This window comes from Alishewanella sp. HL-SH06 (genome assembly GCF_052656265.1).
Genome location: NZ_CP199752.1, coordinates 1,457,865 through 1,470,642, shown reverse-complemented (window position 1 = coordinate 1,470,642; position 12,778 = coordinate 1,457,865). Strand labels below are relative to the sequence as shown.

Genomic DNA, 12,778 nt, shown 5'->3' with positions numbered 1-12,778 from the left:
ACTTCCCGCCAGATTTAGTTATTTACCACTAAATTCAATATCACTATTTAGACAAAGGATAGACTATGATTTATGCAAATCCAGGTACAGCGGGTGCCTTAGTTAACTTTAAAGCGCAGTATGGTAACTATATTGGTGGTGAATGGGTCGCCCCCATTAAAGGCCAGTATTTTGATAACAAAAGTCCGGTAAACGGCAAGGTGTTTTGCCAGATCCCACGTTCGAGTAAAGAAGATATCGAATTAGCGCTAGACAAAGCGCATCTCGCTAAAGCCGCTTGGGGCAGTACCTCTGTAGCGGCACGCAGTAACATTTTACTGAAGATTGCTGATCGTATGGAGCAAAACCTAGAGATGTTAGCCGTCGCGGAATCTTGGGATAACGGCAAAGCCATTCGTGAAACCCTGGCCGCCGATATACCACTGGCAATTGATCACTTTCGTTATTTTGCTGGATGTATACGCGCCCAAGAAGGCAGTATTGGCGAGATTGACGAAACCACTGTTGCCTACCATTTTCATGAACCACTGGGCGTGGTTGGCCAAATTATTCCGTGGAACTTCCCGATTTTAATGGCCGCATGGAAACTTGGGCCAGCACTAGCGGCCGGTAACTGTGTGGTATTAAAACCTGCCGAACAAACGCCCGCCTCTATTTTAGTGTTAATGGAATTAATCGGCGACTTACTGCCAGCCGGGGTGCTGAATGTGGTCAATGGCTTTGGCAAAGAAGCCGGAGAAGCCCTCGCAACCAGCAGCCGTATTGCCAAAATTGCGTTTACCGGCTCTACGCCTGTTGGCTCGCACATTTTAAAGTGTGCAGCAGAAAATATTATTCCGTCTACCGTTGAGCTTGGCGGTAAATCGCCAAATATCTTTTTTAACGATGTGATGGATAAAGACGATTCATTTCTTAGCAAAGCGATTGAAGGTGCGGTGTTGGCCTACTTTAACCAAGGTGAAGTCTGTACTTGCCCGTCAAGGCTGTTTATTCAGGAAGACATTTACGAGCAATTTATTGCGCGCATTTTAGAGCGTACATTACAAATCAAACGCGGCAACCCACTGGATAGCGAAACCATGGTCGGCGCTCAAGCCTCCCAAGCGCAGTTTGATAAAATTTTAAGTTATATTGAAATCGGCAAACAAGAAGGCGCGCAGGTACTGACCGGCGGTCAGGTTGAACAGCTAAGTGACGACTTAAACGGCGGCTATTATATTCAGCCCACCATCTTAAAAGGCACTAACGATATGCGGGTATTCCAAGAAGAAATTTTTGGCCCAGTGATTTCGATGTCGACCTTTAAAGATGAAGCCGAAGCCCTTCAGCTGGCTAACAGTTCAGAATTTGGCTTAGGCGCTGGGGTTTGGACGCGCAATATGAATCGCGCCTATCACTTTGGTCGTAAAATTGAAGCCGGTCGGGTGTGGACGAACTGCTACCATATGTATCCGGCGCACGCGGCCTTTGGTGGCTATAAGAAATCCGGTATTGGCCGAGAAACCCACAAACTGGCACTGAATCATTATCAGCAAACCAAAAACTTATTGGTCAGCTACAGTGAAGATCCGTTAGGTTTCTTCTAGCCAAAGGTTTTGCTAACCCCATAAAAAGGAATTGATAAACTACAGCCGGCACGCATTGTCATTAAAGCGTGCCGTTTTTTTACAACTCAATGTTAAAAATGTTTGACATGATGGCAATTAAGGCAAACACTAAGCTGGATATAGCTACCATAAAACTGACTTACCCTAGGAGAGCCATATGCTATTGCTTGAAACAATGCCGTATCGCGAGAAAGTGGCTTGGTTGTCGCTTTTCGCCATGTTGATTACCTTTGGCCCCTATTTTAGCTTAGTCGCAACGGGCTATTTTCCTGCACAACCGTTGCCTGATCTTCGGCAGTTAATCGGCTATGCCATTACGGTAGCTATTCAGCTGACGTTATTGGGTATTGGCCATCTTTTATTACGGTTCTTTAACCCAGCGGAAGCTAAGCTGCAGCCAGATGAGCGTGATACTGCCATTAAACAGTACTCGGTTAGCATAGCGTATTATGTGCTGATTACCGGAATGATTTTAGTCGGCGTGGTGATGCCCTTTTCTAACAGCGGTTGGGATATTGTCAACGCAGCACTCTTTATGATTGTGTTAGCAGAAATGGTGCAATATGGCATGGTAGCGGTAAGCTATCGTAGGCAAGCGGCATGAACGGTAGCTTATCTAATAATATTCGCTTACAACGCTTCATGCATGGTGAAATGACGCAAGCAGAATTGGGACAACGGGTTGGCGTCACTCGCCAAACCATTGCCGCCATTGAAGCAGGTAAATATTCCCCTTCTCTCGAAGTCGCGTTTAAGATCGCCGCTGAATTTAAATTGCCTTTGGAGGAAGTGTTTCAGTGGCAAGGATAAACGCTAAGCGCAAAGTAATGGACTAAAACCGGCATCAAATCGTACCGGTTTTAGTCCTTAGCGCTTATCGCAAAATCCTGATTAGCGCATCACTGCCGATTAGTCAGATACACCGGAATAATCGCCACCGACTCGGGGGCCGTTACCGCAAAACTGGCGTTGGCAGCAATATTACCACCGGCACTGTTCAAGATATTATCAAATCGTAACACGCGGTTATTCGACTTTTCGGCAACATACAAATGCGCACCGCTATACATAATATCGACCGGATTACCGAGCAAGGTATTCGCGCCACTGATATTAACGGCTATGTTGGTTAAGCCATCAGCACTGCTGGCATTATTTAGAATATAAATTTTACCATCGGTAGCATCGGCCGCACTGCCCACATCAGAGACCATTAACGCATCACTGGCAAAATCATAATCAATACCATGTAAATTGGTTGGCGCTGCTACAGCAACACCGGAGACCGCGGGGGTGATCATACGATCTGCAGTGCTAATGACACTACTACCCGCTAGCCATTTCGCTCTAACTTGATTAAACACCGCAACACTGCCATTGGTTAATGCGACAAAAGCACGATCTGTAGTGGGATCATAATCGACATCCCACGGTCGGGCCGGAGCGGTGTTTAAGGTTAGTAGTGGTGCGGCATTACCGCTAGCACAGGCTGAATAAATGAATACGCCTGGTGTTGCCGCATTATTTTCAGCCACAAAAATCAAACCTGAGGCAGAATCAACATCTAAGCCTTTGGGTGAAATTAAGCCCGTGTTACTTCCGGTAATGATCCGATCTTGCGCCGCAGAATATTGCTCGCCTAGGCGCATAGTCGCGACACGGTTAGAAATCACAATGCCACCGCTAGTCGTCGTATCAAAAGTGGTGTAACTGTCACCTGCCAAATCAAAGGTAACGCTTTCAATATTTTGTAGCGCATTATATTGGCCTAAGTTACTAGTTAAAGGCGCATTTAATCGGCTTATTTGCCCTGTTGTCGGGCCTGTTGCCGCGGGATTACTGGATACCGCAACACCAAGTAACACCGCAGCACTGCTGATATCAGAGATATCTGCGTCTTGGCGCGAAGCGGTCAGTTCAACTAGTGCTTCAGGTTTAATGGCGCTGGTTGTTAAATCAGGCGCAATATCACCGCTTGCACCTGCAAAAATATTGGCATACACCAAAATGGCATCATTGGCTTTTTCGGCAATGCGTAATTCGCTGCCCGATAAAATAATATCTACCGGATTACCCAGTTTAGTTGCGGGGCCTTTAATGACTCGGCTAGGCACAACATTGCCATCGACCAATGATATGTTATTAAGTACAAAAATTGCACCATCAGTGGCATCGGTAGCACTGCCAACATCCGAAAGAACCATTTTGTCAGATAAACGATCGTAGGCAATCCCATGTAAATTAATCGATTGTTTAGCCCCATTGCTATCAACCGGGGTAATATTGCGTGTTGGCATCGCGGCATAGTTACTTGCAACATAATTATCGTAAACCGACAGTACGCCATTTGTTAGCGCCACATACAGCCTATCGTTATTGTCATCGTAAAACAGATCCCACGGCATCGCATCGGTGGTGGTGGTAGCTAACGGCGCGACATCCCCTGCCGCGGCGCCACCATATACGGTGACTTGCATTGCAGTTTGATCGGCAATAAACACTAAACCACGCATCTGAGAATAGGCAATTCCTTTAGGATTAACTAAACCGGTTGTTGCACCGGTAATTTCCCGATCACTATTTAGGTTAAACGCAGCGCCATCAGCACGTTGAGCTATTTGACAAAAGGTTTTTAGACTACCGTTCATGCTGTCACCGGCTTGCACTAAATTGCCCAGCGGATCAAGCGCCACTCCTTCATTATTTAAGCCGGTTAAACGTTTCAGCATAGCGGCATTTTGGTTAACCACATCCACGGTATTGCGGTTATCCGTGCCATTGTTAGCGATAAGAAAATTAGCGGCGGCGAAACCGGGCTGGCCATTGTTTCCTACGGGACCAGGCTGGCCTGGTTGCCCTGTAGCGCCCATTTCACCGGGAGCACCATCATCACCATTACAACCCGATAAAGCCAATAACATGGCGAGAGCTAATGCGCTTAAAGCTAATGGCCCTGTCGGCCGAACTAATTTTGATGTTGTCATGACGTTGTCCTTAAGTTTATCAACTGAGTTTGATGAGTGACATAGCTATTGGCTTTGCTGCTAAATACTCATCTTCAATTGCAGTAACGACCCACTTGAATAATTAGATGCAACTATTTTGATATTTTTTTATATATTAAATTGGTAATTTAAAATTTGTTTAATATCAGTATGTTTGTTGGTAATTCGCACCTGACCTTCATTCGCGATACTATAAGTGATTGATTTAAGAATATTGTACTTACACATTAAGGAGCCATTTTGAGCGAGCATAACACCACGCATTGGCTGCCACCTCAGCAGCAAAATCATCAGAATGTCGAACGACAAGTCGGGGTTGAATTAGAATTTGCTGGCTGCCAGCCCGAATCGATTGTTGATTGTATTACCGCAAGTTTCGGCGGTAAGGTAATTAAACACTCGATATTCAACTACCAGATTAAAGACAGCCGTGTAGGCGATTTTCGGCTGGAACTCGATGCTGAACTCTTGCAAAAGATCGTTGCTACAGAAGAGAGTGCGCAGCAAAGCAGTGCTATTTATCAAGCGGCTGAACAATTATTGAAATCGGCAGCCGAGCAACTGGTGCCTTGGGAAGTGGTCACGCCACCGATCAACATCAGTCAGTTGGCTGAATTGCATGCCCTCTTTCATTGTTTACGCGAAAATGGCGCGGTAGGCACACACAAAGCCGCACGTTATGCCTTCGGTTTACACTTAAACCCCGATCTGCCGGATCTTCAGGTGACAACCTTAGTCAGGTATCTGCAAGCCTATATGTGTTTGTATGATTATATTTATGCTGAAGAAAACATCGACCTCGTGCGCAAGCTTACGCCCTATATCGATAACTTTAATAAAGACTATATCCTTAAGGTGGTAGACCCACAGTATCAACCTGATTTAGAACACTTTATTCGCGACTATATGGCGTACAACCCCAGCCGCAATCGCAGTTTAGATTTACTACCATTAATTGCGCACATCGATGAAAAATGGGTAGACACGCATCCAGAGCGCGCTTTAATCAAGGCGCGGCCCACCTTGCATTACCGCTTACCCAACTGCGATATTGATAACCCGAATTGGGATCTATCAAAACCCTGGCAGCGCTGGCTTAAAGTTGAACAACTGGCGGATCAGCCCAAACGGCTGGCACAATTTATCGATGAGTTTCGTGCCGACTATCAACGCTTGACGCGCGATCTTGATAAAAAATGGCTAACGCGCAGTACAGAATTACTGCAAACGTTAGGCTAACGCAATGATGAAAAACGCAACCAAACCGCTCATCGCGGTAACTGGTCCACGTCAACGCTTACCCATTGGTTGGTGGGCTATCCGCTTTAATCTATGGCTAGTGGGCTTGCGCGGTATTTATCTTTACCCTGGTGGGCCAGAGCTGAACCAGCCGATCAGCGGGCTAGTTATTAGTGGTGGCGATGATATTCATCCTGAGCATTATGGTGAGGGTGCACGCGAAACCAGTCGTTATGACCCCGCTCGCGATAAACTGGAAATGACCCTACTTGAACAATATCTCGATTCGGGGCTGCCCATTCTTGGCATCTGTCGCGGCGCACAGCTGCTTAATATTGTGGCGAACGGCTCGTTACATGCCGATATCCGCCCTGATCGCCAGAAAACCCCCAATGCCTATACCGCATTACCAGTTAAAGAAGTCACGGTGGCACCGAAGAGCCAACTGAGCCATTGTGTCTCGCCCAGCCGCTTTAGTGTCAATAGCCTGCATAACCAAGCAGTTAAACGTTTAGGCGATAACCTGATTATTACCGCCAGAGATGCCGATGGTTTTGTGCAAGCGATTGAGCATAAGCATCGATTTGTGGTGGGCGTGCAATGGCATCCCGAGTATTTACCCTATCTGCCCGCACAACGTGAGCTGTTTCGCTGCTTTGCGCGGGCGGTAAAGCGCTTAAGCAAAGGCAACAAGGCAAATTAAACAAATAATAAAGGGGATGTCTGCCATCCCCTTTCGCCTTATTACACTTACGTTTTAAAGATTATAAGGCGCTATTGATACTGCTAATCAAGCTGTTAATACGTTCAGCATTTTTACCGACATCACTTCTGCCGACGCGTGATTTACTGCGAATATCCAATAAGCGCATCTCGCCGTTATCCACCACGCGAATAATCACATCATCTTTAAAGCCGAACCATGCCGTGGTGTGTGTCGCTTCGATAATACCGGCTGCGCGGTCAACATTGACGATTTCCATGCCGTAGCTTTTCACTGCAGCTTCGGCTGCAGCAAACACTTGCTCAAGGCTTTGGGAATATTGCTGGGTCGCCAGCTCAGGATAGGCAACACGTTGCTGCTCGGCCGTTTCTTCGCCAGCATACGCGACCGGGTTGGGGGCATCTGCCCGCAACGGGGCAATGGCAATAAACTCAGGTGGATTGACTAAGTCGGTCGAAATATCATGAATAGGCGGTACTGAACGCGCTTTATTTAATAAACTGACGGGCACTGCCACCGCAAATATAGCCAACAAAGCTGAGGCCGCGGCTAAACCCCAATTACTATTTTTACGTTTCAGCACTAAGTACACTAATAACAGTACTAAGGCTGCACCTCCCACATAAACGCCATAACGCAGGCCAGCAAAAGCCGTGCTCAGTGCAAAAAGGCCATATTTGTACAACAGGCCAGGCAACACTACCATTAAAAAGGCAACGAAACTGACCAAAATCACTAAAATGTTCATACTGTGTATCCTATTATTGTTTTAGCTGTCGATGAAATACCAGCAGTTAATACTAGCAGGGATCGCATCTGGACTTATGTTAATCTTATAAACTTAGGCTTTAATCGGTAAAAGACGTTTTTAGCCACTTTGCGCCAAGCGCGATGTGGCAAAGCCTAGGCTTGAGAAAGCGCAAGGCAGCTTAACTAAAAACCTCTTAAAATCAGCAAAATATGCGATGAATAATTGCGACTAAGCAGTTATTCTGTGCAAAAAAGTTGCTATAGTGTACTTGAGTAACTTTTAGGATTATTGCCAACGATGGATAGCTCGCTAGAACGCGATGAACGAATTCTGATTATTGACGAACAAGCCTTGTCACAGAGCTATTTACGCTATGCGTTAGAAAAGTTGAGCTATCAAGATATAACGGTGGCCGATCGGCCGCAACTTGCCCTTACCCTGTGTCGAGAAAATCATTACGATCTGATTATTTGCTCTTACAACCAAGGTGAAGGCAAAGACGGTTACCAGCTTTACGAAGAACTCAAGTTTAATGGCTTACAAAAATACACCACCGGTGTCATTTTTATCAGTGCTGAAACCGATCCTACCCTTGTGCACAGTGTTATTGAACTGCAACCCGACGAGTTTTTAGCAAAACCTTTTGCCATTAAAGACTTGCAGGTGCGTATCGAGCGGGTCTTAAAACGTAAAGAACAGCTTCGCCAACTCTATCAATTATTAGATGCGCAAAACCATGATGCCGCTTTAAGCTTTATTGATGAGCAACTTTCTGATGCCAATCAGCGCAAGTGGTTTCCGTTATTATTAAAGCTCAAGGGCGATATTTTATTAAACTTGGCGCGTTATAAAGAGGCTGAGCAGTACTTTCAAGCGATGCTTGCGATCCAACCCTTTAACTGGGCGCGCATGGGCTTGGTGCGCTGCTATTTAAAATTGGATAAAGAGTCGCAGGCTTTTAGTGAGTTAGAAGCGATGCTGATGCGTTCAGACAGCCGCTTATTTGCTTTAGATTTGCTTGCCGAATTAGAGTTTAAACAAAAACGTTATCAAGAAGCGCAACAGCATCTGATTGATGCCACCGATTTAGCACCACGCAATTTATTACGCCAACAAAAGCTATTCCATATGTCGCGTTTAAATCATGATTATGAATCGCAATACCGTGCGGCAAAAGACATGGTTAAATTTGCACGGTTTTCAATTTTCGAACAGCCAGACTTATATCTTAATTTGGCCAGAGCCAGCATTGATTTCGCGCTGAGCAGCGAAGATGAAGAACAGAACGTGCGCTTAAATCGCCAAGCTACCCAGAGCTTACTCAGTTTACAAAAACAGTTTAATAAGCATGAACTGTCTGAGCAGCAACATATCATTCAAGCGCGGTTGCATTATTTACAAGATAATAAAGAAAAGGCCAAAGCCTTACTGCGGGGTTTAAAAGTCGATACGCCCATTCAGTCATTAGAAGATGCGCTCGATAAAGCCAAAGCGATGCATGAAGTAGGCTTAACTGAAAATGCCGAACATTTATTTGAACAGATAAGTGATTATTGTCTGAAAAACCAAGCGGATCCGATGTTAAATGCTTATCTGCAACAAGAAAAAGCTGAACGCAAACAAATGCAACTGGGCCCACGCGAACTCAACAACAGTGCGGTGCAGTTATATCAACGTGGACATTGGGAGCAAGCATTCGCCGCGTTCTCATTAGCTCATCAGGTGATGCCTAAAAATGCGGGTATTGCGTTAAACTTGTGGCAAACCATCCTGACTTCACCGCGGCCGCTGTGCCCAATTAAAGAACAAAATAAGTTATTACGTCAGTGCCAGCGAATTATTGAGCAAGCGATGCTAAAACCCGAACAGCAACAACGCTATGATCAGCTTAAACATAAACTGAAACCGGCCGCTAATCTTTAGTTACCGGTAACGGCCATTCCCGAAACACCTCTGGTAAGGTACGCGAGCGACACAGCCAGCCAAAGCCTAGTCCAAGCCCTACAACGGTAAACAAACGCCATGGCGCATCTAAAATGGCATCAGCCGGCAGATCATACAGCGTATAGGCCAAATCAGCACCGCAACAAAGCAGTAAAATGGGTAAACCATAACGCCAGACATGCCGCCACGCCGCGTTACGTTTATCACTGCGCTGCGATAACGCAGCGACAAACAGCAACACAGGTAAAGCCAGCAAGCAGGCAATCACAAAATCATGCTGCTGCGGATAAAACAGTTTAAGCATATCTTTTTGCTGCGGTGGTAAGGTTAAGACTAAGACCCAACTCAGATAGGGCCGCAGCAATAAAATCAGTAACCAATATAAACGCATTGGTACAGGGACTAAGCCGTATTTATCTAATAATGGCCACTCTTTCATCAGCATGCTCGCCAACACAACATCGCTATTACTGCCCACACTGCAAATAAAGATTACGCATCGACAAGCCCATGTTGCTGAAACAATTGCAGCATATCAGCTTCATCCCACACGGGCACATTGAGCTCATTGGCTTTAACCAATTTCGAGCCGGCATTGTCTCCCGCAACCACCGCATGCGTTTTGGCAGAAACCGAGCCCGAGACCTTGGCACCTAAACGTTGCAATAACGCTTTTGCTTCATCGCGGCCCATGCTTTGTAAGGTTCCAGTCAGCACCACGGTTTGGCCCGCTAAGGGTTGCTCCGTTGCTGCAACTTTACTCATGGCAGGCCAGTGCACACCTTGGGCCAGCAAATCGGCGACTACGGCCTGATTATGTGGCTCAGCAAAAAAATGCCCCAGATGCTCTGCCACTACTGAACCAACATCACTGACCGCCAATAATTGCTCGTTGCTCGCTTGCGCTAAGGCATCTAAGGATGCAAAGTGCGTGGCTAAATTCAGCGCAGTCGCCTCACCGACTTCACGAATGCCTAAAGCATAAATAAAACGTGCTAGGGTTGTGGTTTTAGCCTGCTTAATCGCCTGCAACAGCTTTAATGCTGACTTTTCGGCCATCCGCTCTAACCCCAGCAAAGACGGCATATCTAAGGCAAAAATATCGGCCGGTGATTTCACCAGTGCATGATCGACTAATTGTTCCACGAGCTTATCGCCAAGACCGTCAATATCCAGCGCTTTGCGCGACACAAAGTGCTTTAACGATTCTTTTAGCTGTGCCTGACAACTTAAACCGCCGCTACAACGTGCCACAGCTTCACCACTGACGCGTTCAATATGTGCCTGACAAACTGGACAACGACTAGGGAATTGCACCGGCACAGCATGTTCAGGCCGCTGCTCTAACACCACACCCACAATTTGTGGGATCACATCTCCCGCCCGGCGAATAATCACTTTGTCACCGATTTGCACACCAAGACGGTTAATCTCATCCTGATTATGCAAGGTCGCATTACTGACGGTAACACCACCCACCGACACAGGTTCAAGTCTGGCAACAGGCGTAATGGCACCAGTGCGGCCAACTTGAAAATCAACATCAAGTAAGGTTGTTAGCATTTCTTGGGCTGGAAATTTAAATGCAATGGCCCAGCGCGGTGCTCGCGCAACAAAACCCAGAGCCTGTTGCTGCGCTAAGTTACTGACTTTAATCACCACGCCATCAATTTCATAAGCCAACTCGGCACGTCGCGTTAAGATCTGCTGATAATAATCCAGCACCGCCGACTCACCCGTCACTAACTGAATTTCCGGACAGACCGGTAAGCCCCACTGTTTTAATTGCTGCAAACGCTGATAGTGACAGGCACTATCTAACAGCTGAGTCGGATCTTCAACTTGGCCTACGGCATAGGCGTAAAACATCAGTGGTCGAGTGGCAGTGATGGCCGGATCTAACTGGCGTAGGCTGCCTGCAGCGGCATTACGTGGATTGGCAAATAACTTATCACCGCGTTGCCGTGCCTGCTCATTTAAGCGGGCAAACCCCGCAAGCGGCATAAACACCTCACCCCGCACTTCAAGCACTGCTGGGATCGACTCGCCTTTTAGCTGTAATGGAATGGCTCTAATGGTTCTGATATTGCTAGTAATATCCTCGCCGGTGTAACCATCTCCGCGTGTGGCTGCTTGAACTAACTGACCGTTTTCGTAGCGAATACTCACCGCTAAACCATCCAGTTTTGGCTCACAACAAAAGCTAAACTCACCGCTGAGATCTAGCCTGTCACGCATGCGCTTGCTAAAGGCGCTCAGATCTTCTGCGGCAAAGGCATTGTCTAAAGACAACATCGGTAAGCGATGCTGTACCTGCGCAAACTTCGCCAAGGGGGCACCGCCCACCCGCTGTGTCGGTGAGTCTTGGGTAATGAATTCAGGGAACTGTTGCTCTAGCTTTTGCAGCTCACGATACAGACGATCATATTCCGCATCAGGGACAGTCGGCGCATCCAGCACATAATATTGATAATTATAGTCTGCCAGTTGTTGGCGGATAGCAGCGCATTGCTGTTCAGCTGTTGGTTTCATAAGCGGGCCTAACTCTCGACGAAAAACGGCAGGTAATTACCTGCCGTTAGGATATTAGATATTAACTTAACGATGGATCAAACGCTGCCGTTGGAACTCACGGATCCGTTCAACATAGTGTCGTACCGTTTGTACTGTTAATACACTACGTTGACCATCTAACACCTGACCACCAAATTCTTCTGCTAATTTTTTCGCAGCGTTATTCATTAAATTAAAGTTTTGCAATGGCTCACCTGGCCCTGGCAAGGTCATAAATAAACTTAGGCCACGGGTCGACAGTTGTTCCATTTTATCCAAGGCAAAGGTCCCAGGATTAAACATATTAGCTAGACTAAATAATACTTCGCCATTACCGGCACTGTCTTGATGACGATGGAATATATCCATATCACCGTATTTAAAACCTAAAGGCGTTAAGGCTGACAGCAATTCTTGGCCTTGGATCTCTTTATTTTCGGGTAACAGCACGTACAAAATCAACACTTCTGATGACGACGCTTCAGACTCGCTGGCACTGCTACTGCTGTGAGCGCTGTCTGTCGCAACCTCGTTCTCGTAATCAAAGTCATCGACAGCGGATAAGCTCGGCTCTACTTGCTCTATGGCTGAAAAATTTAAACTCGGCTCTTTTGGCTCACTAAATAAATCGTTTTGCTCTGCTGGGCGCTGCACATCAATGGGCCGACTCTGCGGCTTGAGCTCTGGTCGAGGCGTATTAAAACGCTTTAACTCTACCGGCTTTTTAGCCGCTGCCGCCCCTTTAACCACCCGAACAGGGCCAACGCCTAATTCATCAAAACCTTCAGCCGTGTCATCCTTGGTATTTTCTTCTGGATGATAACGGTGTTGCGTTTTCGAGCTGTTTTTACGCACCGTCCATAAGCCATGTAAAAATAAGCCGCCCAATACTAAGGCACCTAAAATAATTAAAACCATACGCAAGTCGCTAGCCATTTCTTATACCTTTCACTGT

11 protein-coding genes are annotated in these 12,778 nt (G+C 46.4%); 6 read left to right on the top strand and 5 right to left on the bottom strand.

Annotated features, from left to right (window positions below; all coding sequences use genetic code 11):
* Positions 1 to 65 precede the first annotated feature (65 nt).
* The 3 genes from exaC (at position 66) to ACUJFK_RS06830 (ending at position 2,417) form a co-directional block, all read left to right on the top strand.
* Positions 66 to 1,586 carry an acetaldehyde dehydrogenase ExaC gene (gene exaC, locus ACUJFK_RS06840; RefSeq protein ID WP_226749910.1) on the top strand — a complete coding sequence of 507 codons (1,521 nt, stop codon included), beginning with the start codon at positions 66 to 68 and terminating at the stop codon, positions 1,584 to 1,586.
* Between the two features lie 178 nt (positions 1,587 to 1,764).
* Positions 1,765 to 2,211 (top strand): hypothetical protein, encoded by a 447-nt coding sequence (locus ACUJFK_RS06835; RefSeq protein WP_445426434.1) that lies wholly within the window; start codon positions 1,765 to 1,767, stop codon positions 2,209 to 2,211.
* Entirely contained in the window at positions 2,208 to 2,417 is a 210-nt protein-coding gene (locus ACUJFK_RS06830) for a helix-turn-helix transcriptional regulator (RefSeq protein WP_226749908.1), read from the top strand. The genes ACUJFK_RS06835 and ACUJFK_RS06830 overlap by 4 nt, the downstream gene beginning before the upstream one ends.
* A gap of 89 nt (positions 2,418 to 2,506) precedes the next feature.
* On the opposite strand, the gene ACUJFK_RS06825 is transcribed toward ACUJFK_RS06830, so the two are convergent.
* Positions 2,507 to 4,591 (bottom strand): collagen-like triple helix repeat-containing protein, encoded by a 2,085-nt coding sequence (locus tag ACUJFK_RS06825; RefSeq protein ID WP_445426433.1) that lies wholly within the window; start codon positions 4,589 to 4,591, stop codon positions 2,507 to 2,509.
* Positions 4,592 to 4,852: 261 nt separating this feature from the next.
* Here ACUJFK_RS06825 and ACUJFK_RS06820 point away from each other — a divergent pair, with 261 nt between their 5' ends.
* Both ACUJFK_RS06820 and ACUJFK_RS06815 read left to right on the top strand, forming a co-directional pair.
* Positions 4,853 to 5,851, top strand: a complete 999-nt coding sequence (locus tag ACUJFK_RS06820) for an amidoligase family protein (protein WP_445426432.1) — start codon at positions 4,853 to 4,855, stop codon at positions 5,849 to 5,851.
* Positions 5,852 to 5,855: 4 nt separating this feature from the next.
* Complete coding sequence (locus tag ACUJFK_RS06815; protein WP_445426431.1) at positions 5,856 to 6,554, top strand: gamma-glutamyl-gamma-aminobutyrate hydrolase family protein; 699 nt, start codon at positions 5,856 to 5,858, stop codon at positions 6,552 to 6,554.
* Between the two features lie 61 nt (positions 6,555 to 6,615).
* On the opposite strand, the gene ACUJFK_RS06810 is transcribed toward ACUJFK_RS06815, so the two are convergent.
* Positions 6,616 to 7,323, bottom strand: a complete 708-nt coding sequence (locus tag ACUJFK_RS06810; RefSeq protein WP_226749904.1) for a DUF1499 domain-containing protein — start codon at positions 7,321 to 7,323, stop codon at positions 6,616 to 6,618.
* Positions 7,324 to 7,623: 300 nt separating this feature from the next.
* On the opposite strand from ACUJFK_RS06810, the gene ACUJFK_RS06805 reads away from it, so the two are divergent.
* On the top strand, positions 7,624 to 9,249 hold the full coding sequence (locus ACUJFK_RS06805; RefSeq protein ID WP_445426430.1) for a response regulator: 1,626 nt from the start codon (positions 7,624 to 7,626) through the stop codon (positions 9,247 to 9,249).
* Here ACUJFK_RS06805 and ACUJFK_RS06800 read toward each other — a convergent pair.
* The 3 genes from ACUJFK_RS06800 to zipA form a co-directional block, all read right to left on the bottom strand.
* Positions 9,239 to 9,709 (bottom strand): DUF2919 family protein, encoded by a 471-nt coding sequence (locus ACUJFK_RS06800; RefSeq protein WP_445426429.1) that lies wholly within the window; start codon positions 9,707 to 9,709, stop codon positions 9,239 to 9,241. The two genes, ACUJFK_RS06805 and ACUJFK_RS06800, sit on opposite strands and share 11 nt — an antisense overlap.
* A gap of 53 nt (positions 9,710 to 9,762) precedes the next feature.
* On the bottom strand, positions 9,763 to 11,802 hold the full coding sequence (ligA, locus tag ACUJFK_RS06795; RefSeq protein ID WP_445426428.1) for an NAD-dependent DNA ligase LigA: 2,040 nt from the start codon (positions 11,800 to 11,802) through the stop codon (positions 9,763 to 9,765).
* Positions 11,803 to 11,868: 66 nt separating this feature from the next.
* Positions 11,869 to 12,759 (bottom strand): cell division protein ZipA, encoded by an 891-nt coding sequence (zipA, locus tag ACUJFK_RS06790; protein ID WP_445426427.1) that lies wholly within the window; start codon positions 12,757 to 12,759, stop codon positions 11,869 to 11,871.
* Positions 12,760 to 12,778 lie beyond the last annotated feature (19 nt).

What these genes read in the sequence shown, in the direction of transcription:
- exaC (WP_226749910.1), top strand. Translation starts at nt 66, where the DNA reads ATGATTTATGCAAATCCAGGTACAGCGGGTGCCTTAGTTAACTTTAAA.
- ACUJFK_RS06835 (WP_445426434.1), top strand. Translation starts at nt 1,765, where the DNA reads ATGCTATTGCTTGAAACAATGCCGTATCGCGAGAAAGTGGCTTGGTTG.
- ACUJFK_RS06830 (WP_226749908.1), top strand. Translation starts at nt 2,208, where the DNA reads ATGAACGGTAGCTTATCTAATAATATTCGCTTACAACGCTTCATGCAT.
- ACUJFK_RS06825 (WP_445426433.1), bottom strand. Translation starts at nt 4,591, where the DNA reads ATGACAACATCAAAATTAGTTCGGCCGACAGGGCCATTAGCTTTAAGC.
- ACUJFK_RS06815 (WP_445426431.1), top strand. Translation starts at nt 5,856, where the DNA reads ATGATGAAAAACGCAACCAAACCGCTCATCGCGGTAACTGGTCCACGT.
- ACUJFK_RS06810 (WP_226749904.1), bottom strand. Translation starts at nt 7,323, where the DNA reads ATGAACATTTTAGTGATTTTGGTCAGTTTCGTTGCCTTTTTAATGGTA.
- ACUJFK_RS06805 (WP_445426430.1), top strand. Translation starts at nt 7,624, where the DNA reads ATGGATAGCTCGCTAGAACGCGATGAACGAATTCTGATTATTGACGAA.
- ACUJFK_RS06800 (WP_445426429.1), bottom strand. Translation starts at nt 9,709, where the DNA reads ATGAAAGAGTGGCCATTATTAGATAAATACGGCTTAGTCCCTGTACCA.
- ligA (WP_445426428.1), bottom strand. Translation starts at nt 11,802, where the DNA reads ATGAAACCAACAGCTGAACAGCAATGCGCTGCTATCCGCCAACAACTG.
- zipA (WP_445426427.1), bottom strand. Translation starts at nt 12,759, where the DNA reads ATGGCTAGCGACTTGCGTATGGTTTTAATTATTTTAGGTGCCTTAGTA.